General features: G+C 47.2%; 14 protein-coding genes and 1 tRNA gene. All 15 read left to right on the top strand.

Annotated elements, in window-relative coordinates; genetic code table 11:
- The first annotated feature begins 18 nt into the window (after window positions 1-18).
- The 15 genes from brxL (at window position 19) to DWX00_RS16330 (ending at window position 22,701) form a co-directional block, all read left to right on the top strand.
- The gene (gene brxL / locus DWX00_RS16400) at window positions 19-2,136 is read left to right on the top strand and encodes a protease Lon-related BREX system protein BrxL (RefSeq protein ID WP_118595774.1); all 2,118 of its coding nucleotides are present in this window, start codon (window positions 19-21) and stop codon (window positions 2,134-2,136) included.
- Between the two features lie 22 nt (window positions 2,137-2,158).
- Window positions 2,159-3,799, top strand: coding sequence for an ATP-dependent nuclease (locus tag DWX00_RS16395; RefSeq protein WP_055268225.1), 1,641 nt, complete (start codon window positions 2,159-2,161; stop codon window positions 3,797-3,799).
- On the top strand, window positions 3,792-4,880 hold the full coding sequence (locus tag DWX00_RS16390) for a UvrD-helicase domain-containing protein (protein ID WP_055268227.1): 1,089 nt from the start codon (window positions 3,792-3,794) through the stop codon (window positions 4,878-4,880). Before DWX00_RS16395 ends, DWX00_RS16390 begins: the two co-directional genes overlap by 8 nt.
- A gap of 115 nt (window positions 4,881-4,995) precedes the next feature.
- Window positions 4,996-5,529 carry a tyrosine-type recombinase/integrase gene (locus DWX00_RS16385; RefSeq protein ID WP_242857239.1) on the top strand — a complete coding sequence of 178 codons (534 nt, stop codon included), beginning with the start codon at window positions 4,996-4,998 and terminating at the stop codon, window positions 5,527-5,529.
- A 471-nt stretch (window positions 5,530-6,000) separates the two neighbouring features.
- Window positions 6,001-6,468, top strand: coding sequence for an Hsp20/alpha crystallin family protein (locus DWX00_RS16380; RefSeq protein WP_117510053.1), 468 nt, complete (start codon window positions 6,001-6,003; stop codon window positions 6,466-6,468).
- A 237-nt stretch (window positions 6,469-6,705) separates the two neighbouring features.
- Window positions 6,706-8,295 carry an ABC transporter substrate-binding protein gene (locus tag DWX00_RS16375; RefSeq protein WP_118595773.1) on the top strand — a complete coding sequence of 530 codons (1,590 nt, stop codon included), beginning with the start codon at window positions 6,706-6,708 and terminating at the stop codon, window positions 8,293-8,295.
- 219 nt (window positions 8,296-8,514) lie between these two features.
- Window positions 8,515-9,693: a cation diffusion facilitator family transporter gene (locus DWX00_RS16370; RefSeq protein WP_118595772.1), complete on the top strand. Its 1,179-nt coding sequence runs from the start codon at window positions 8,515-8,517 to the stop codon at window positions 9,691-9,693.
- A gap of 135 nt (window positions 9,694-9,828) precedes the next feature.
- A tRNA-Gln gene (locus tag DWX00_RS16365) sits at window positions 9,829-9,900 on the top strand.
- A gap of 78 nt (window positions 9,901-9,978) precedes the next feature.
- Entirely contained in the window at window positions 9,979-10,683 is a 705-nt protein-coding gene (locus DWX00_RS16360; RefSeq protein ID WP_055267769.1) for an acyl-[acyl-carrier-protein] thioesterase, read from the top strand.
- Between the two features lie 66 nt (window positions 10,684-10,749).
- Window positions 10,750-12,219, top strand: a complete 1,470-nt coding sequence (locus tag DWX00_RS16355; protein WP_055218976.1) for a nicotinate phosphoribosyltransferase — start codon at window positions 10,750-10,752, stop codon at window positions 12,217-12,219.
- 13 nt (window positions 12,220-12,232) lie between these two features.
- The gene (locus tag DWX00_RS16350; RefSeq protein ID WP_022462037.1) at window positions 12,233-13,084 is read left to right on the top strand and encodes a CvfB family protein; all 852 of its coding nucleotides are present in this window, start codon (window positions 12,233-12,235) and stop codon (window positions 13,082-13,084) included.
- Window positions 13,085-13,261: 177 nt separating this feature from the next.
- The gene (locus DWX00_RS16345) at window positions 13,262-16,438 is read left to right on the top strand and encodes an ATP-binding protein (protein WP_118595771.1); all 3,177 of its coding nucleotides are present in this window, start codon (window positions 13,262-13,264) and stop codon (window positions 16,436-16,438) included.
- A gap of 11 nt (window positions 16,439-16,449) precedes the next feature.
- Window positions 16,450-19,923, top strand: a complete 3,474-nt coding sequence (locus DWX00_RS16340; protein WP_117813078.1) for a DNA polymerase III subunit alpha — start codon at window positions 16,450-16,452, stop codon at window positions 19,921-19,923.
- 81 nt (window positions 19,924-20,004) lie between these two features.
- Window positions 20,005-20,997: a 6-phosphofructokinase gene (gene pfkA / locus DWX00_RS16335; RefSeq protein WP_055226266.1), complete on the top strand. Its 993-nt coding sequence runs from the start codon at window positions 20,005-20,007 to the stop codon at window positions 20,995-20,997.
- Between the two features lie 123 nt (window positions 20,998-21,120).
- A complete protein-coding gene (locus tag DWX00_RS16330; RefSeq protein WP_022462042.1) occupies window positions 21,121-22,701 on the top strand; it encodes a glucose-6-phosphate isomerase in 1,581 nt (526 codons plus the stop codon).
- Window positions 22,702-22,769 lie beyond the last annotated feature (68 nt).

The following is a 22,769-nucleotide window of genomic DNA, read 5'->3' as shown; positions in this document are numbered from 1 at the left end:
CCGCAGGAGGAGAGAAAGATGGAGCAATTTGCAGAGGGTGAAAGTACCCGTGAAGAAATAAAGAACAAGCTCCGTCAGAACTTTGACGGTAAGATTGTTCGGAAAGACCTGACAAAGAAAATTAAAGAAGGGGCGAATGTCCCAGTGTATGTTCTTGAGTTCTTGTTGGGACAGTATTGCAGTTCAGATGATGAGACGGTTATAGAGAAAGGCGTACAGAATGTGAAGCGTATTCTTGCTGACAACTTTGTACGCCCGGATGAATCACAGAAAATTCTGTCTCAGCTGCGTAAAAAAGGCAGTTACACAATCATTGATATGGTGACTGTTCGACTGGATATGAAAAAGGATTGCTTTTTTGCAGAGTTTTCTAATTTGGGCATTGGTAATGTACCGATTGCCGATGAATATCCAGAAAAATTTGATCGCCTGCTCTGCGGCGGTATCTGGTGTATTGTTCAGCTGGATTATGAGGTTGAAGGCGACAATAATTTTGGCATTGAGGATATTGATGGAAATCCACTTCGTTCCAAACAGAAAAAGCAGAAAGATATTTCACCAATCAGTATCCGTAAGCTGACACCGATCCAGATGCCGCACATTGATATTGATGAACTGAAGCAGGGACGAAAAGCTTTTACGAAAGATGAATGGTTGGATATCCTTCTTCGTTCTATCGGAATGGAACCGGATGAATTTACATACCGTGAGAAATGGTTGCTCTTGACCCGTATGATTCCATTAGTTGAGAATAACTTTAATCTTTGTGAGCTTGGACCGAGAAGCACCGGTAAATCTCATCTTTACAAAGAGATTTCACCAAACAGTATTTTGATTTCCGGTGGACAGACGACGGTTGCAAACCTGTTTTACAATATGGGACGCAAAACGGTCGGACTGGTCGGCTTATGGGACTGTGTAGCCTTTGATGAAGTGGCAGGTATCAAGTTTAAAGATAAAGATGGCATTCAGATTATGAAGGATTACATGGCATCCGGCTCTTTTGCCCGTGGCAAAGAAGAAAAAGCTGCTACTGCGTCCATGGTATTTGTGGGAAATATCAATCAGAGTGTGGACGTGCTGTTGAAAACATCCAGTCTGTTTGCACCTTTCCCGCAGGAAATGGGAACAGATACAGCATTTCTTGATCGTATGCACTGTTATCTTCCAGGATGGGAGATACCGAAGTTCAGACCGGAGCATTTTACTAATGATTATGGTTTTATCAGTGACTATTTGGCAGAGTTCATCCGAGAGCTTCGCAAGGAGCAGTATGGAGATGCACTTGATCACTACTTCCGTCTGGGGAGAAATCTGAATCAGCGTGATACAATTGCGGTTCGTCGTATGATAGACGGTTATCTGAAGTTGATGTACCCAAATGGTGAGTTTACCAAAGAAGAACTGGAAGAAATTATTCAGATTGCATTGGAAATGCGTCGCCGTGTCAAGGAGCAATTGAAGAAGCTGGGTGGTATGGAGTTTTATGATGTGAACTTCTCTTATATAGATCTAGAAGATATGTCAGAACATTATGTTTCCGTACCAGAACAGGGTGGTGGTAAGCTGATACCGGATGGAATGTGTAATCCGGGACAGGTTTATACCGTATCCAGAGGAAAAAGTGGCATGATTGGTGTATTCCGTTTGGAAAGTCAGATGCTTCCAGGCAATGGCAAAATTGAACGGACTGGCTTAGGCAGTGATTCTAAATGCAAGGAAGCGGTGAACACGGCATTTAATTATCTGAAAGCCAACGGCAATCGGATCAGTGGCTCTATCAGCACCTCGACCAAGGATTACATCATCAATTATCAGGATTTGCAGGGTATCGGTATGACAGACAAATTGGCACTTCCAACATTGATAGCACTTTGTTCGATTGCTCTTGGAAAGCCTGTTGTCAGCAACTTGGCAGTGTTGGGAGATATAACAATTAGTGGCACAATGATAAAGGTGGATGAACTTGCCAATACACTTCAGGTGTGTCTGGATAGCGGCGCAAAGAAGGTGCTGATTCCAAGTACATCGTTTGTTGATTTTGCAAGTGTTCCAGCTGATCTGATGAGTGCATTTCATCTGATTCCGTATCAGAGTGCGGAAGATGCAGTGTTTAAGGCGTTAGGGGTAGAGTAAAATCGAAGATAGGAGGCTACGAATGGCTATTGAGAAGGTAATCATTCAAAATTTTAAGAAGTTTAAAAATCCGTTTGAAGTAAAATTTAATGAAAATATCAATCTTCTGGTTGGTGATAATGAATCTGGAAAATCTACTATTCTTGAAGCCATTCATGTGGCTTTAACGGGTATGTATGCTGGTCGAAATATTAGAAATCAGCTATCAACATATTTATTTAATAGAGAAGCAGTTGAGGAATACCTGGCATCAGTGGAAAATGGACAGCCGATTGCACCTCCAGAAATAATGATTGAGTTATATTTCAAAAGTGGAACATTGCCTGAATATGAAGGAAATGGTAATTCCGAAAAAAGTGATGGTATAGAGGGAATCAGATTCACAATTAGTTTTTCTGATAAATTTAATTCAGAATATGAAAGTTTGCTGAAAACAGAAAAAATTATAAGTTTGCCTATTGAATTTTATGAAGCTAAATGGTTTTCTTTTAGCCGAGATGAAAAAATGCCCAGATTCATACCAATAAAGTCTGTAATGATTGATTCGTCAAATTACAGATACCAAAATGGGTCTGATGTATATATTTCCAGAGTAGTAAAGGATTTCCTTGAACCAGAGGACATAACAGCAATAACACAAGCCCATAGAAATATGATAGATGAGTTTGCACAAAATGAAGCAATTCAGTCAATCAATGAGAAAATTAGTGCAGCGTCTACTGTTATGAATGGAAAATTATCATTGAGTGCCGATCAGGGAGTTCAAAATTCTTGGGAGTCAAGTTTGGTTACGCAGGTGGATGGAATCCCGTTTGCTCATGCTGGAAAAGGTGCACAATGTATCATAAAAACACAATTAGCTTTAAGTCATAAACAGGCAGAAAAAGCAAGTATTATTTTGATTGAAGAACCTGAAAGTCATTTGTCTTTTTCCCGATTAAGCGAACTAATGGGAGTTATTGAAAAGGCTGCATCTGGTAGACAAATTATAGCATCAACGCATAGTAGCTTTGTCGCTAATAAACTCGGACTGGAAAATTTAATTTTGCTTTCAGGCGATAATTGTTGCTCGATGCAATCGCTCAAAAAGGAAACTTTTGAATTTTTCAAAAAAGTGGCAGGTTATGATACACTGCGATTGATTCTTTGTAAAAAATCAATCTTAGTAGAGGGCGATTCAGATGAGCTGGTTGTTCAGCGGGCATATATGGATACTCATGAGGGGCGGCTTCCTATCCAAGATGGAATAGATGTAATGACCGTAGGTGGGGTGACATTTAAGCGGTATCTTGAAATTGCACAGACACTAAACAAAGAAACAGCTGTTGTTACGGATAATGATGGAAATATTGAAGCTGTTAAGAAAAAGTACAAAGAATATGAAGAAATACAATGTATTCATATATGTGTTGATGAGGTAGTGGATACAGGTGATTTGAAACTGTCAGATAAGGATTTTAATTATAATACCTTAGAGCCGAAAATATTAAAAGAAAATGGACGAGAAGCAATGAACAATATTTTTGGAACTAACTACGATACGGATGATGAGATGCACAAATATATGCACGCTCATAAGACGGATTGTGCCATAGCAATTTTTGAATCGGCTACGAAAATTAAATATCCTGAGTATATAATGAGGGCGATAAAAAATGAGTAGTCTAATTATTGCGGCGGCAGGGGCAGGAAAAACAACATTTCTTGTAAAGAAGGCATTGGAGATTTCTGAAAATGTTTTGATAACAACTTATACCGATGCTAATGAACAAAGCATTAGAGACAAATTTTACGAAATAAATGGTTGTATTCCATCTAATGTAACTATTATGCCGTGGTTTTTGCTGCTAATCAAGCATGGTATACGACCTTACCAAAGCTATCTTATAAATAATAGGGTATCCGGTGTGTTATTAGTGAATAAGGCAGATAAAAATTTGTTGAGACTAAAGGATACAAATGAGAAAAAATATGTCACGGCTTCCGGTAATGTATATTCAAATATGATTTCAAAATTGCCCTGTGTTTTGGACGAATTATCGAATGGATGTGTATTTCGCAGAATACGAAAAATTTTTTCTTATGTTTTTGTAGATGAAATACAAGATTTTGTTGGATATGATTTAGAAGTTATAAAAAAGTTGCATGAGGTTGGTTGCAACATGACTTTAGTAGGAGATCCTCGTCAGACGACGTATCGAACTCATTATGAAGCAAAATATAAAAAATATGCAGGTGGGAAAATAGTGATTTTTGTGCAGGATAATATTGCCGGAATGAATATTGATACCACAACATTATCGACATCTCATAGAAATAATCAGATTATATGTGATCTTGCAAATCAGATGTATCCTGATATGAAGCCATGCGATTCTGCCATGAATGAAAAAACGGGACATGATGGAATATTTTGGGTTCACGAGAATGATATTGATAAATATGTAGATATATATAATCCTGTTCAGTTGCGGTATGATAAAAGAACCAAGGTAAATCCCATCCCAAAAACGATGAATTTTGGATTGTCCAAGGGACTTACTTTTAATAGAGTCTTGATATACCCGACGAAACCAATGCTGGATTGGTTGTCAGGAAAGTCCAAAGACATGAAGGATGAAAGTCTTTCTAAGTTTTATGTTGCAGTGACGAGAGCACGGTATAGTGTGGCTTTTGTATACAAGACAAAACGACTTCCAACTAACGATATTGGAACAAGGTGGACACCTGATGTATTGGAATAAATAATAGATTGCACGACAAGAAGTAATTTAGTTGTTATAAGTAATAATACTGTGTATTGGGCATAATCTAAGTTTCACTTATGTAGGTGTCTGAGGAAAATTTAATAGGAAAAACATGAAAAAAGCACTGAAAACCGTTTGTCGGGAGATCCATGTAGGTGGACAGCTTGTATATTATGAAGGTGAAGAAGGATATTGTTTCCATGATTCAGAAACCAAAACGGATGCAGGAATCAGAGACATTCCTATGACACAGATGGTATATGATGCGTTCCGTAAACAGAGAGAGCTGAACCTGATGCTTGGTTTGCAGAGTAATGTAGAGATTGGTGGACGCAGTGGATTCATCTTCAATACAAAGTATGGACGTCCGATTATGCCAGCGGGAGTGAACAGCTTTCTGAAAAACATTGTTAATGCCTATAATAAGAAAGAAAGCAAACTGGCAGAAGGAGAGAAGCGAGAGCCGGAGCTGATGCCTCCTATTTCATCGCATACCCTTCGTCATACGGGATGTACCAGACTGGGTGAGAATAATGTCAATCCCAAAGTTATGCAGTATGTGATGGGGTGCTGGATGTCCGGGGGACATCCGTTTAGCACCGACCGTAGCGGAGCGAAGAACATTCAGATGCACAGATCACAATGAATGTCTACAATCATATTGCAGAGAAGTCTCATGTGGAGAACGAGATGTCTAAAATGAATCTGCCAGAAACCGTACCTGCTGTGGTATAAACCAGAAGTCGTTGTCGTAAAATGTGGTAAGAAAATCAGACGAATATATTTTTCCAAGAATTTGTGGTCAAAATGTGGTCAAATCAAGAAAATCGAGTGCGAAAGTAAGTGAAAAATCCCTGTGAAGCCCGTAAAATCAAGGCTTCACAAAATCTTCACAAAATAATTAGCACTCACCTCTTGACAGTGCTAATAATAAGTGTTATATTACAGCTAGAACAAAGGAAGAGGGATACAAAGAGAGGAAAAGAAGAAAACCTCCGGTATCCGGAAGCCTTTCCGTTCCAAAGAAACAGGTAAACAAAAAGATCCGGTGAAAAGAAAAACCGGAGAAAAAGCATGGATCAGGTTCCATGAGAAGAATAAGAAGGAGCGATGACTTATGTTAATGCCTAGTATTTTTGGAGAAAATTTATTTGATGACTTTTTCAACGATTTTCCGTTCTATGATTATGACAAAGAGATGAAGAATACAGAAAAGAAACTGTATGGCCGCAAAGCCAGCCATGTGATGAAAACAGATATCCGCGAGCTGGACAATGGCTACGAGGTAGTGGTTGACCTTCCGGGATTCACAAAAGATGAAGTTCAGGCCACACTGGAAAATGGTTATCTGACCATCAGTGCCGAGAAAGGTCTCGACAAAGACGAGAAAGAAAAAGAGAGCGGCCGTTACATCCGCAAAGAGCGTTACGCAGGTGCATGCAGCAGAAGCTTCTATGTAGGTGAGGATATTACCGAAGAGGACATCAAGGCTGAATTTAAACACGGTCTGCTGAAACTCTTCGTACCGAAGAAGGAAGCAAAACCGGCTGTGGAGCAGAAAAAGACAATCTCCATTGAAGGATAAAAGAAAAAAAGCAAAAGCGTTTGCCGCCCGGGAATGTTAAAATTCCCGGGCGGCAAAATTTTTATCTTTTCCGGTACATCCCGAGGGAAAGAATCCGGAATATGCGGGCGGATATACGTGATTTTCAGATTCGGAAAATAAATTGTATACAATAATGTACTTGCTATTTGGGAACAGGTCGGATACAATAGGCGTGACAATTACAAAATGAGAGAACTCGTATCAAAAGGAGAAATCATGAAGAAAAGAAGAAGCGTACTTGCGCTGCTTTTAGTTGCAGCTCTTACTGTTGTACTTGGCGGATGCCAGGATGGCAAGGATGGGAAAGCAGATTCTTCCGATACCACAAGTTCTCAGGTATCAATGGAATCAACCCCGACAGGGGAACCTGTTATGGGAGGTTCCATCACGGTAGGAATTCCTCAGGACATTGAGGATAGTCTTGACCCACACAAATCTGTTGCGGCAGGAACGAAAGAAATCCTATTCAATATTTATGAGGGCCTTGTAAAGCCCGATGAAGAAGGAAATCTGAACGATGCGGTGGCAGAGAGCCATTCGATCTCGGAGGATGGAAAGGTTTATACCTTCAAGCTCCGGAATGGTGTCAAGTTCCACGATGGAACGACCGTCACTGCAGAGGATGTAAAATATTCAATCGAACGCTGTGCGGGTATCAACGGAGACGGAACGCCTCTGGTAGAGGCATTTTCCAATGTAGACAAGGTTGAAATTCCGGACGAGAGCACGATCGACATCTATTTAAAAGAGCCAGACACCGAGTTTCTTGCCTATCTGACGGTGGCGATTGTACCTGAGCATGTGGAAGATCTGGAAGCAGATCCGGTCGGAACAGGCCCGTTCCACTATGTATCACGGTCCCCGCAGGAAAACATTGTCCTTGAAAAATTCAGCGATTACTGGGATACGGAAAATCAGGCGTATCTGGACAAGGTAACATTTCGAATTGTCAAGGACAGCAATGCAGTCGTAACAAACCTAAAATCCGGAACACTGGACATGTATGCACGTCTTAGTTCCACACAGACAGCGCAGCTTGCCGAAGATTCCGATTTTACGATTTATGACGGCGGTATGAACCTGGTACAGGCGCTGTATCTGAACAATGCCGTGGAACCGCTCAACAATGTGAAGGTGCGCCAGGCGCTCTGCTATGCGGCAAACCGTCAGGAAGTGCTGGATATGATTGCGGACGGAAAAGGAACGATCATCGGAAGCAGCATGTTCCCGGCATTTGGAAAATATTATGTGCCGGAACTGTCAGAGCGATATAATCAGGATATTGAGAAGGCAAAAGAACTGTTAAAAGAAGCCGGATACCCAGATGGATTTGAGCTTACGATTACAGTGCCGAACAATTATCAGCAGCATATCGATACAGCCCAGGTTCTTGTAGAGCAGCTTAAAGCGATCGGTGTTACTGCCAAAATTCAGCAGGTCGAGTGGGACAGCTGGCTGTCGGATGTATATGCAGACCGGAAGTTCCAGTCCACGGTTGTCGGCGTTGACGCGGCATATCTGAGCGGACGCGCGTTGCTGGAACGGTTTACCTCAACATCATCCAAGAACTTTATCAACTACAGCAACGAAGAGTATGATAAACTGTATCAGCAGGTTAAGACCAGCACGGATGAAGAGGAGCAGGTTGAGCTTTACAAAAAAATGGAAACACTGCTCTGTGACGATGCGGCAAACCTGTATATCGAGGATATGGCATGCGAGGTTGCACTTCGGAGCGATTTTGCGGGCTACCAGTTCTATCCGCTGTATGTACAGGATATGGCGAAAATTTATAAAGTAAAATAAAAATCAAATTATAGGGGACTCGAAAGGCAGAGGGAAAAGAAAAACTCTCATTCAATTGTCAAATGCTGCCGGAAGAGTCCCCTGTAATTATTAGTAGAAATCCCGAAAATATGTTAGGCTTGACTTTTTTTCCGACACTGCCTACTATAGAAAAAGACAGAGAAAACGTAAGGGCTCCGCGGCAATGCAGGAGGCCTTTTTTTAAAAGAAGGGGGAACCATGACAGATTTTCTGGTAAGACGTTTTGTAAAAGATTATGAGAAAACCGACAACGCGGATGTGCGCACGAGCTACGGCATTTTGTCAAGCATCGTGGGAATCTGCTGCAACATTCTGCTGTTTACGGCAAAGCTGCTGATCGGTGCCGGAATGAACTCTCTGGCGATTATGGCGGATGCGTTCAACAACCTCTCGGACGCGGCATCGTCTGTGATCAGCTTCGTCGGTGTGAAGATGGCAAACAAACCGGCCGACAAAGAGCATCCGTTCGGGCATGGGCGGATCGAGTATATTGCAGCGCTGATCGTTTCGTTTCTGGTTATTGAAGTCGGCTTTACGTTTTTAAAGAGCTCCCTGGAGAAAATCCGCAATCCGGAAGAGATCACATTTCAGATGGTTCCGTTTTTGATTCTGGTGCTCTCGGTTGGTGTAAAGCTGTGGATGGCGCTTTTCAACCGAAAACTGGGAAACCGCATTCAGTCGAAGGTGATGCTGGCAACGTCGGCGGATTCCATGGGCGACGTGATCACGACGAGCGCAACGATCGCTTCTATATTGATCTGCCATTTCCTTTCGGTTAATATCGACGCAATCGCAGGACTTGTTGTGGCGGTACTCGTTATGTGGTCCGGTATTTCCATTGCAAAAGATACATTGGAACCGCTGATCGGGCAGGGCGCGGATCCGGATCTGTATGCACGGATCATGAAAGAGGTTGCTTCCTATGAAGGAATTGTAGGAACCCATGATCTGATTGTCCACAACTACGGGCCTGGCAGAAGTATGGCATCGATCCATGCGGAGGTGCCGCGAGATGTCGATATCGAGGTATCGCATGATATTATCGACCGCATTGAACATGAGGTCGGCAAAAAATTGGGGATTCTGCTGGTCATCCACATGGATCCGGTGGAGATCCACGATGCGACGGTTCTTGCGACAAAGGAGAAGGTAAGAAACGTAATTTCCATTCTCGATCCGGAGCTTTCCTTCCACGATTTCCGTATGATCAACGGGGCGGAGAAAAAGAAGCTGATTTTTGATCTTGAAATCCCGTATTCTTATAAGAAGAAAGACTGTGATCGCGTGATCGGGCAGATCGGGGCGCTGATGAAGGAAATGGATGAGAAGTATGAATGCGTCGTCAACATCGACAAAAAATACGTGGCGGGAGAGTGACAACGGCCGGGTTGAGCCGTCAAATCCCTTCCAAAATGTTCCAAAAGTCAGTTTTTTGAAAAAAATAAAAAAATTTCAAAAAAGGTGTTGACTTTTCTCTTGCGATAGTGTATTATATATTTTGTCGCAAGGCAATGGGCTATCGCCAAACGGTAAGGCAACGGACTCTGACTCCGTCAGTTCCTGGTTCGAATCCAGGTAGCCCAGCTCATTAAAAGGTCTCAGGTCTCGTACCTGAGGCCTTTTTCGATGCTCAAAAACAAATACAGCAGGAGGAACGAAACGATGAAGTATTCCTTTACGAGCAGAATCCGCTACAGCGAAATCGGTGAGGACGGAAATCTCACCCTGCCGGGGCTGATCAATTACTTTCAGGACTGCAGTACCTTCCAGTCGGAAGCGATCGGCGAGGGCGTTGCGGAGCTCAAAAAACGAGGCTGCGCCTGGGTGCTGTCCGCGTGGCAGATTCATGTGCGCCGCTATCCATCCCTTGGTGAAGCGGTAAAAATCACTACATGGGCGAGCGGCTTCAAAGGATTTCTTGGCATGCGTAACTTCACGATGGAAACAGAAGACGGCGAAATGCTCGCCTGTGCCAACTCCATCTGGTCTTACGTCAATATGGAAACGGGTCATCCCGTCCGCGCACCGAAAGAGACGACAGACGCCTATGGCATTGACGATCCGATCGACGAGGATTTCGGCGAGCGCAAAGTGAAAATGCCGGAAGCAGATTTCATCGGCGAACCGTTCCCGGTGCGGCCGCACAACCTCGATACGAACCACCACGTCAACAACGCACAGTTCATTTCCCTTGCCGGTGAATGCCTTCCGAAGAACTTCACCGTGCGCCGGATGCGCGCCGAATACAAACAGCAGGCGCACCTCGGCGATGTCCTGCATCCGTTGCGCGCTGAGACGGAAAACGGCTGTTTTATCTCGCTGAACGATGAAAAAGGACAGCCATACGTAGTTGTGGAATTTCAATGATTGTGGTACAATCGGAAAGAATAAGATACGAACGTAATAAACACAATGAGGAAAGGGGAATTTGCCATGAGAGCGCAGAACCTTACACTGTTAACCGATTTATATGAACTTACCATGATGCAGGGCTACTACGAGAACCCGTCCGATCAGATCGTGGTATTTGATGCATTTTACAGAAAGAATCCATGCGGCGGCGCATACGCCGTATGTGCAGGACTTGAGCAGGTAATCGAGTATGTCCGCGATCTTCACTTTTCACCGGATGACATCGACTATCTCCGTTCCCTCCATATTTTCAACGATGATTTCCTGGAGTATTTAAGAGGCTTCCATTTCACCGGAGATATCTATGCGATCCCGGAAGGAACCGTCGTATTTCCAAGAGAACCGCTCTTAAAAGTTGTCGCTCCGATCATGGAGGCACAGCTTGTAGAGACCGCGATTCTGAACATGATCAACCATCAGAGCCTGATCGCGACGAAAGCATCCCGCGTTGTTTACGCGGCAAAGGGCGACGGCATCATGGAGTTTGGACTCCGCCGTGCACAGGGACCGGATGCTGGTATCTACGGCGCGCGTGCTGCCATGATCGGCGGCTGCATCGGAACCTCCAATGTCCTGACCGGACAGATGTTTGACGTTCCAGTCAAGGGAACCCACGCACACAGCTGGATCATGAGCTTCCCGGATGAGTACACCGCATTCAAAACGTATGCGAAAATGTATCCAGAAGCATGCATTCTTCTCGTAGACACCTACGATGTTCTCGAATCCGGTGTTCCGAATGCGATCCGCGTCTTCAAAGAGATGAGAGCAGAGGGCTTACCGATGAAGGGCTACGGCATCCGCATCGACAGCGGTGACCTGGCTTACCTGTCGAAAAAAGCATATCAGATGCTCGAGGCAGAAGGTTTCGGTGATGCCATCATTTCCGCATCCAGTGACCTCGATGAGTACCTGATCGACAGCCTGAAAACCCAGGGTGCGAAGATTAATTCCTGGGGTGTCGGCACAAATCTGATTACCTCCGGTGACTGGCCGGCATTCGGCGGCGTTTACAAGCTGGCAGCAGCAAAAGATAAAGATGACGCAGAATTCACACCGAAGATAAAGCTGTCCGAGAACTCCGAGAAAGTAACAAACCCGGGCAATAAGACGATTTATCGTATTTATGATAAAGAAACCGGAAAGATCCGTGCCGACCTGATCTGCCTCGCAGACGAGACCTTCGACGAGAGCAAAGATATGATCATCTTCGACCCGATCGAGACCTGGAAAAAGACGAAGATCAAAGGCGGAACCTACACCTTACGCGAGCTCCTCGTTCCGATTTTCCAGAAGGGCGCATGCGTCTACACTTCTCCATCCGTCATGGAGATCCGCGACATCTGCACCAGAGAGAAAGATACCCTCTGGGAGGAGTCCAAACGTCTGGTCAATCCGCATGAGGTTTACGTGGATCTGTCCGACAAGCTGTACCACATCAAGAGCGACCTGCTCGAGGAGATGAGCATGAAGGCTCTCGGCGAGCAGTAAGAAAGGAAGTCAAATGTTAAATATAGGAAGAAAGCAAAAGCTGGTAGTAGTAAAGAAAGTAGAATTCGGTATTTATCTTGGGGAGACCCGGGAAGCAGGCGAGAAGGAACGCGTTCTTCTGCCGATCAAACAGGTGCCGGAAGGAACAAAAGAGGGAGATGAGCTGGAAGTATTTCTGTACCGCGATTCCAGCGACCGTCTGATTGCGACAACCAGAGAGCCGAAGCTGGTGCTTGGAGAGCTGGCTGTCTTAAACGTAGCTGCTACCGGAAAGATCGGAGCATTTCTGGACTGGGGTCTGGAAAAAGATCTGTTTCTTCCGTTTAAACAGCAGACCCGCCGCCTCCATCCAGGTGATGAGGTTCTGGTTTCCCTCTACATCGACAAGAGCGACCGTCTCTGCGCAACGATGAAGGTTTACCATTTCCTGAAAACCAATTCTCCGTACGTCGTAGGCGATATCGTAAAGGGAAGAATCTACGAGATCAGCGGAAACTTCGGCGTTTTCGTTGCTGTTGATGACCGCTACTCCGGCCTGATTCCAAAGAGAGAAGCACAGGCAGACTATCATGTCGGCCAGGAACTTGAGTGCCGCGTTACAGAAGTCAAAGAGGACGGAAAACTCTCCCTGTCCGCACGCGGAAAAGCGTACGAGCAGATCGCAATCGATGCAGAGAGCGTTCTTTCTGTGATCGAGGAATTTGCAGGTGTCCTTCCATTTGATGACAAAGCATCACCGGAAGTGATTCAGAGAGAATTCGGCCTCAGCAAAGCAGCATTTAAGCGCGCGGTCGGCCATCTGATGAAAGAAAAACAGGTTGTCATCCGCGACGGTAAAATCTGGACGGCAGAAAAAGCAAAATAAGAAAAAATCGGGCACTGGACAGGAAGCACATCCTCTCCGGTGTCCGTTTTTTTGTGTCAGACAGCAGATAAAATTTTGAAATTTTTTCTGCGCCCGGTTTGCGGTTGCGCGAAGAGAGGATTGCGCTTATAATATGATCTATATGACAAAAAATGACACAGGATCTGATGGAGAGAGATGAAGAAAAAGAAAAGTAAGAAAAAAACATCTTTTATTTCCAAAACCGCAATGACGGTTTTGACGATCATTCTGATTATTCTGTTTTTCTGCATTATGTCGATGGTCGAGAAAATACAGGGAACGGCCCGCGTTGTCAACTATGCCGGTCTGGTGCGCGGAAAAACGCAGCGGATTATCAAGCTGGAGGATGCGGGAGAACCGCAGGATACGATGATTGCAGACATCAACGCTTATATCGACGGTCTGCAGAACGGAAGCAGCGAGCTGGATCTGGTGCGCCTGGATGACCGGGATTTTCAGGATAAGATGACTGAGCTGGCATCGTATTTTGAAGAGCTGAAGGCAGAGATTCTGCTGGTGCGTGAAAAAGGATATGAGAATACCGCGATTATCGAAAAGAGTGAGACCTTTTTCAAAATCTGTGACGAGGCGACGGGCCTTGCGGAAGCGTATTCGCAGAGAATGGCGTCTTCGCTGAAGAAGCTGGAGCAGGTGGTAGTAGGAGATATCATCGGTCTGGTGTTTGTCATCGGTATGGAGCTGATCAAGGCCGTCCGCTATGCGGCGATGAACCGTATTCTGCAGAAGAAAGTCTATCTCGATGAGGCGACGGGCCTGCCAAATAAAAATAAATGCGAAGAGATTCTGGAGGGAAGCGACGGAGGAGAAGAAATTTCCGGCGTGTATGCGGTCTGCGTGTTTGACCTCAACAATCTGCGCACGATCAACAACAGTCTGGGTCACGATAAGGGAGACGAATATATCCGTTCCTTTGCCGTTCAGCTTCGAAAAGCAGTCCCGGAGGAGTATTTCGTCGGAAGAAACGGCGGAGATGAGTTTCTTGCCATTCTGCGCGGACTGAACCGCGAAGAAGTGGAAGCGTGCATGAAGCACATCCGCACGCAGACGGCAGAATATTCCCGCCAGCACCCGGAGATGCCGATCAGCTACGCCGGAGGCTATGCACTGTCCACGGAATTTGAAGACTGTGATATCCGGGAACTGTTCCGCCATGCGGACCAGAACATGTATATCGACAAAAACCGCGCGAAGATGGAAGAAGCCGCCGCAGAGCGGAAGATCAGCCTGGAAGCGCTGGACGTCGTAAAGAAAAAGGGATACCATTTTTCCAACTGTATTTACTGCAATGCAAGACAGGACCAGTATCGGATTCTGCGCGCCGTTTCGGGCTTTTTCCTTGCCGAGGACGGCAGCTATACCGGTGCGGCCGAGCATATTGTGCAGGGCATCACGGATGAGGAAAAGAGAAAGGAAATGCGTAGAATGCTGGATCTTACCCATCTGAAGGAGTGCTATCAGAAGGGAGAAGAGAGCGTAGAAATTCTGTGCGAGTATCGGGAGGGCAGCGAAGGGGAAGCGCTCTGCCGGGGAAAAGTCACCATTCTGTTCTACGACGCGGCCGAGGACGGCGGACTGCACCATTTTCTGATGGGCTTTGAGCGGTTCCGCTCCGATGAGGAAGCTGCTCGGAATGAAAAAGAACAGCTCGACCAATACTATGAACAGATGAAACAGTCGATCATTGAAAACAGCCACTACGCCGAGGCACTTCTCGAGACGGCCGAGGCCGTGTTGGCCGTTGATCTGACGAATGATTCGCTGGAGCAGATTTTTTACCACAGCGGGCAGAAGAAATTTGACCTCAATATAGATCTGCCGTGTTCCTACGAGAAATACTGCGGGGAATGCAGTGCGTTTGTCGCGGAGGAGACATTGGAATCATACCGCATTGTGGATTCCTCGAAGAAACTGCTGCAGCGCTTTGAAAACGGAGATAAGCAGGTAGTCGTGGAGTATCAGGAAACAGATGAGTCCGGCAGAAGAATATGGTTGCAGAAGACGGTTCTTATGTCACAGGATACCGTCTACGACCGAAAGACAAAGCGGGAGAGCGTTGTGGTACACGGCATGATCCTTTTCCGTGATACGTCAGAGTTCCACAGCCGGGAAGAGAGGGAGAAGATACAGCTTCAGGATGCCTTTAGAGCTGCAGACAGTGCAAGTCGTGCAAAAACAGAATTTATGAACCGCATGAGCCACGATGTGCGCACGCCGATCAATGGCATTATGGGCATGCTGGATATCATCCGCAAAAACCGGCAGGATGAGGCAAAAGTGGACGACTGCCTCGATAAAATCAATCTTTCCGCAAGCCATCTGCTGGCACTCGTCAACGATGTGCTCGATATGAATAAGCTGGAGTCCGGAAAAGAGACGATCGAGAGCGTTTCTTTTGACCTGACGCATCTGATGGATGATGTGGCATCCCTTGTCAATGCGCAGATTACGGAGATGGGCATTACCCACTGTACGCACCGCGGTGAGCTGACGCACACGAGACTGATCGGCAGTCCGCTGCGCCTGCGGCAGATTATGCTGAATCTCTTCAGCAATGCAATCAAGTACAACAAGCCAGGCGGAATGATCGATACGTATGCGGGCGAAGTCTCCTGCGACGGAACCCGGGTCGTCTACGAGTTCCGCATCATGGACAGCGGCATCGGAATGAGCAGCGAATTTATCGAAAAAGAGCTGTTCCATCCGTTCACACAGGAGAAGTCCGGTGCGAGAACGCAGTACAAGGGAACGGGCCTTGGCATGTCGATCGTCAAAGAACTGATCGAAAAAATGCAGGGCACGATCGAGGTAACGAGCCAGCAGGGCGTCGGAACGACGTATGTATTCCGGCTTCCGTTTTACATTGACTGCGAGGGACAGCGGATTCAGGAAGTAAAGACACGGATCGCAGGAAAAGAGCTTGTCCACTTCCACGTTCTGCTTGTCGAGGATAATGAGATCAACATGGAAATCGCCGAGTTTTACCTGACCGATCACGGTGCGACGGTGGAAGAGGCATGGAACGGCCGCGAGGCGGTCGAAAAGTATGCGGCGAATCCGCAGAAATTTGATGTGATTTTAATGGATCTGATGATGCCTGTGATGGGCGGCCTTGAGGCAGCGCAGCAGATCCGCGCCATGGAGCTTCCGGAAGCAAAACAAGTCCCGATCATCCCGATGACGGCGCAGTCCTCCGAAGAGAGCAAAGAGGGATGCCGCGCGGCGGGCATGAACAGCCATCTGACCAAGCCGATCGAGCCGGACAGCCTGGTGCAGACGATCTTGGAGACAACGGAACATGCCTTTGGAAAATAGAGGAGAAAACGATGAGTTTTACGCATTTACATGTACATACCGAATACAGCCTTCTGGACGGATCGAACAAGATCAAAGAGTACGTTGCCAGAGTCAAGGAGCTTGGCATGAACAGCGCCGCGATCACCGATCACGGCGTCATGTTCGGCTGTATCGATTTTTATAAAGAAGCCCGCGCGCAGGGCATCAAGCCGATCCTCGGCTGTGAGGTTTACGTGGCGCCGGGTTCCCGTTTCGACCGCGAAACCAGCCGCGGAGAGGACCGGTACTACCATCTGGTTCTGCTGGCGGAAAATAATACGGGCTATTCCAATCTGATGAAGATTGTTTCGGCGGGCTTTATCGATGGATTTTACTATAAGCCGCGTGTCGACATGGAGATTCTGGAAAAGTATCACGAGGGCATTATCGCGCTTTCCGCCTGCCTTGCAGGTGAGGTGGCGCGTGCGATGGTGCGGAACCAGTACGAGATGGGAAAAGAGGCCGCACTGCGGTATGAGAAGATTTTCGGAAAAGGCAATTTCTTCCTGGAACTGCAGGATCACGGCATCTCGGAGCAGCGGATGGTCAATCAGCAGCTGATGCGCCTCTCGGCAGAAACCGGCATCGAGCTGGTGGCGACGAATGATATTCACTACACGTACGCAGAAGATGCGGATTCCCACGATATTCTTCTGTGCCTGCAGACCGGAAAGAAGATCACGGATGAGGACCGCATGCGCTACGAGGGCGGACAGTATTTCGTGAAATCCGAGGCGGAGATGGCATCGCTCTTCCCGTATGCACCGCAGGCAATCGAAAATACACAGAAAATTGCAGACCGGTGTAATGTGGAGATCGAATTTGGTGTCACAAAACTTCCGAAATTCGATGTGCCGGAGGGATACACTTCCTGGGAATACTTAAATAAGCTCTGCTACGACGGCCTCGAGGAACGGTATCACCCGGCGACAGATGAACTGAAGGCGCGGCTGAAATACGAGCTTGATACGATCAAAACGATGGGTTACGTCGATTACTTCCTGATCGTGTGGGATTTCATCAAATTTGCGCGCGACCACGACATCATGGTCGGACCGGGACGAGGATCGGCGGCCGGAAGTATTGTTTCCTACACCCTTGGCATCACACAGCTGGACCCGATGCGGTACCAGCTCCTGTTCGAGCGTTTCCTGAACCCGGAACGAGTTACCATGCCTGATATCGACGTGGATTTCTGCTTCGAACGCCGCCCGGAGGTCATCGACTATGTAACGAGAAAATACGGCAAGGACCGCGTTGTACAGATCGTCACATTCGGTACACTGGCGGCGCGCGGTGTCATCCGCGATGTCGGCCGTGTGCTGGATATGCCGTATGCACAGGTCGATTCGATTGCGAAGATGATTCCGAATGAGCTGAATATCACGATCGACAAGGCACTGCAGATGAACCACGAGCTGCGGGAGCTGTATCAGGGCAATGAAGAGGTTGCACATCTGATCGACATGTCACGGAGACTTGAAGGTCTGCCGCGCCACACGTCGATGCACGCCGCCGGTGTTGTCATCGGCTCGCGTCCGCTGGTGGAATTTGTGCCGCTCTCGCGAGGAAGCGACGGAACGATCGTCACGCAGTTCACGATGACGACGCTCGAGGAACTGGGACTTCTGAAAATGGACTTCTTAGGACTTCGGACCCTGACCGTCATTCAGAATGCGACAAAGCTCGCAGAGCGTTACAGCAATAAGAAAATTGATCTGCTTCACATCGATTACAACGATCCGAAAGTGCTCGGTATGATCGGCGCATCGAAAACGGTCGGTGTGTTCCAGCTCGAGAGTGCGGGAATGAAAAACTTCATGAAGGAGTTAAAACCGCAGAGCCTCGAGGATATCATCGCCGGAATTTCCCTGTACCGTCCGGGCCCGATGGATTTTATTCCGCAGTACATCAAAGGAAAAAACAACCCGGAATCCGTTACGTACGATACACCGCTCTTAAAACCGATTCTGGAGCCGACGTACGGCTGTATCGTCTACCAGGAACAGGTTATGCAGATCGTACAGGCACTGGCGGGCTATTCGCTTGGACGGGCCGATCTGGTGCGCCGTGCGATGTCGAAGAAAAAGGCATCTGTCATGGAAAAAGAGCGCCAGAATTTCGTTTATGGAAACGAGGCCGAGGGCGTGCCGGGCTGTATCAAAAACGGCATTGATGAGAAGACAGCGAACAAGATCTACGACGAGATGATCGACTTCGCGAAATACGCCTTCAACAAATCCCATGCGGCGGCGTACGCGTTCGTATCGTACCAGACGGCATGGCTGAAATACTATTACCCGGTTGAGTTCATGGCGGCTCTGATGACCTCCTGCATCGATAACCCGGGAAAAGTCGCAGAGTATATCTTGAGTTCCCGGCAGATGGGCATTTCCATTCTGCCGCCGGACATCAACCGAAGCGAAGGAAAATTCACGGTAGACGGCCAGGCGATCCGCTATGGCATGGCGGCGGTCAAAGGCATCGGAAAGCCGGTCATGGAGGCGATCGTGGAGGAGCGGAGTGCAAACGGACCGTTCCGCTCGTTAAAGGATTTCGCGGAGCGCCTGAGCGGAAAAGAAGTCAACAAGCGGACCGTCGAGAACTTTATCAAGGCGGGCGCATTCGACTGCTTCGGCGTGACGAGAAAGCAGCTCATGTTCGTCTACGCCAATGTGCTCGATGATGTGGCGCGCGAGAAAAAAGATTCGTTAAGCGGCCAGATGAGTCTGTTTGACTTCGTAGATGAGACGACCAAACGGTCGTATGAAACGGTGTACCCGGATGTCGGAGAATACGAAAAGAGTGATCTTTTGGCGCTCGAAAAAGAGGTGCTCGGCATCTACGTCAGCGGTCATCCGCTCGAGGAGCAGGAGGAGTGCTGGCGGAAGAACATTTCCGCGGTAACGACAGACTTCCAGCCGGATGAGGAGACGGGTTTCCCATCCGTCACCGACGGCGCGAAAGAGATTGTCGGCGGCATTATCACGGATAAAAAAATCAAATATACAAAGAATAACAAGACAATGGCATTTCTCACACTCGAGGACCTCGTCGGCAGTATGGAAATCGTCGTATTCCCGCGCGATTACGAGAAAAACGCACCGATGATGCAGACCGATGCGCGTGTCTTCATCCAGGGCCGTGTTTCCGCGGAGGATGATAAGCCGAGCAAGCTGATCTGCGAGAAAATTTTCCCGTTTGCTGGCATCCCGAAAGAGCTCTGGATCCAGTTCCCGGACAAGGAAACGTACGAGAGAGAAGTGGCGGATCTGTACCAGATGCTGCATGAATCCGACGGCAAGGACAGCGTGATTCTCTACATCAAATCGATCAAAGCGATGAAAAAACTGCCGCCGAGCCGCAATGTGCAGGCAGATGCCCGTCTGGTGGCGTCACTTCAGGCAAAATTCGGTACCGGAAACGTGAAAGTTGTAGAAAAGAGTATTGAAAAAAGGGCCTGAATGCTTTAAAATAAAACTGTGTGTGATTAATAAATAAAACTACTCGTTTATTAATGTGTGTGATGAGATGGAGGAATTCATATGGCAACGACTAACAAGGTAAAGACAATCGGAGTGCTTACCAGCGGTGGTGATGCACCAGGTATGAACGCAGCGATCCGTGCAGCCGTAAGAAGAGGTCTGCAGAAGGGCGTTCAGATGAAAGGTATCCTGAAAGGCTACGACGGACTGATGAACGAAGAAATCATCGACATGACAGCCCGCGATGTATCCGACACCATCGAGCGCGGAGGTACCATCCTTTATACCGCCCGCTGCGCAGAGATGCGTACACTGGAAGGCCAGAAACGTGCTGCAGATGTCTGCAGAAAACACGGCATCGACGGACTGGTAGTTATCGGCGGAGACGGATCTTTTGCAGGAGCGCAGAAACTGGCAGCTCTTGGAATTAACACCGTAGGTGTACCGGGAACCATCGACCTGGATATCGCCTGCACAGAATATACCATCGGTTTTGATACCGCGGTAAACACTGCAATGGAAGCCATTGATAAAGTAAGAGATACTTCCACTTCCCATGAGAGATGCTCGATCATCGAGGTTATGGGACGTAATGCCGGATATATCGCTCTTTGGTGCGGTATCGCAAACGGCGCAGAGGATATTCTTCTTCCGGAGAAATACGATTACGATGAGCAGAAGATCATCAACAACATCATCGAGAACCGTAGAAAAGGCAAAAAACATCATATCATCGTAAATGCTGAGGGCATCGGCCATTCCACCAGCATGGCGCGCAGAATCGAAGCTGCAACCGGCATCGAGACCCGTGCAACGATCCTTGGACATATGCAGCGTGGAGGAAGCCCGACATGTAAAGACCGTGTATATGCGTCCATCATGGGTGCTTACGCAGTTGACCTTCTTCTGGAAGGCAAAACAGACCGCGTTGTTGCATACAAGAACGGTGAGTATGTAGATTACGATATCGATGAGGCACTGTCCATGACAAAGACTCTGCCGGAATATCAGTGGGAGATCGCAAGAGCTCTTTCTTATAACTATACGAAATAAAAAAGTATCACGAAACAGACTGTTTTTAGCAAGCAGTCTGTTTCATTGGTATAATAGCGGGAATAAAAATGTTTCCGCGGACGGAATAGAGAGACAAAATAAAAAAACAGGAGGAACTTAACAATGGTTACCTGGAACAATCTTGATAAACTGGCTTCTTTTGAGGAGCTGAAAAAAGTGGAGCGTGTCAATCTTGCCGAGGTGATGTCCGGCGAAAACGGAGCAGAGCGCGTAAAATCTTACAGCGTTCCGATGGCAGAAGGACTTGCGTATAACTACGCAGCAAAACAGGTGAATGAGGATGTCCTTGCCGCACTCGTAAAACTGGCAGAAGAGGCACAGCTTTCTGAAAAATTTGAGGAGCTTTACAACGGTGCTGTCATCAACACCGGAGAGAACCGTCTCGTGCTTCATCAGCTGACCCGCGGCCAGCTCGGAAACACCGTTACGGCAGACGGCGTAGACAAACGTGCTTTCTACGTAGAGCAGCAGAACCGCATCGCAGAGTTTGCGAACAAAGTACATGCAGGTGAGATCACCAACGCAGCAGGTGAAAAATTCACCACCGTTGTGCAGATCGGTATCGGCGGAAGCGACCTTGGCCCGCGTGCGATGTATCTGGCTCTGGAAAACTGGGCAAAGAAAAACGGCTGCTTCAAAATGGAAGCAAAATTCATCAGCAACGTTGACCCGGATGACGCAGCAGCTGTTCTGAATTCGATCGACGTAGCACATTCCATCTTCGTTCTGGTATCCAAATCCGGAACCACACTGGAGACTCTGACCAATGAGTCCTTCGTAAAAGACGCTCTGAAAAATGCAGGCCTGGATGCATCCAAGCATATGATCGCCGTTACCAGTGAGACTTCTCCGCTGGCAAAGAGCGACGACTATCTGGCAGCATTCTTCATGGATGACTATATCGGAGGCCGTTATTCTTCCACATCCGCAGTCGGCGGCGCTGTTCTGTCCCTGGCTTTCGGACCGGAAGTATTCGCAGCATTCCTCGAGGGCGCTGCAGCAGAAGATAAACTTTCTGCAAACAAAGACGTATTACAGAACCCGGAGATGCTCGATGCGCTGATCGGTGTTTACGAGAGAAACGTTCTTGGCTATCCAAGCACTGCAGTTCTTCCGTACTCCCAGGCACTGAACCGTTTCCCGGCTCACTTACAGCAGGTAGATATGGAGTCCAACGGTAAATCGGTCAACCGCTTCGGCGAGCCGGTCAATTACCCGACCGGTCCGGTTCTCTTCGGCGAGCCAGGTACCAACGGACAGCATTCCTTCTATCAGCTGCTGCATCAGGGAACTGATATCGTTCCGCTGCAGTTTGTAGGATTCCGCAATAACCAGATGGAGACCGATGTCGACATCCAGGGCAGCACCAGCCAGCAGAAACTCTGCGCAAACGTAGCAGCTCAGATCGTTGCATTTGCCTGCGGTAAAGCAGATGAGAATAAAAACAAAAACTTCGAAGGCGGCCGTCCGTCCAGCATCATCATCGGAGATCAGGTAAATCCGAAGACGCTGGGAGCACTGCTTGCACACTTCGAGAATAAGATCATGTTCCAGGGATTCCTGTGGAACGTAAACAGCTTCGACCAGGAAGGCGTACAGCTTGGTAAAGTCCTTGCAAAACGCGTTCTGGCTCACGAGACAGACGGAGCACTGAAGGTATTCAGTGATCTGCTCAATATCTAAAAGCGTTATTTTCTGATCAGAAAAGGCGTCCTGTGAAAAAAATCTCCCGGAAAAACTCCGGGAGATTT

This window comes from Blautia sp. AF17-9LB, from assembly GCF_003479185.1.
Taxonomy (GTDB): Bacteria; Bacillota; Clostridia; order Lachnospirales; family Lachnospiraceae; genus Fusicatenibacter; species Fusicatenibacter saccharivorans.
Note: the sequence above shows the minus strand (reverse complement) of the source record. Positions and strands in the feature narration are given on the sequence as shown.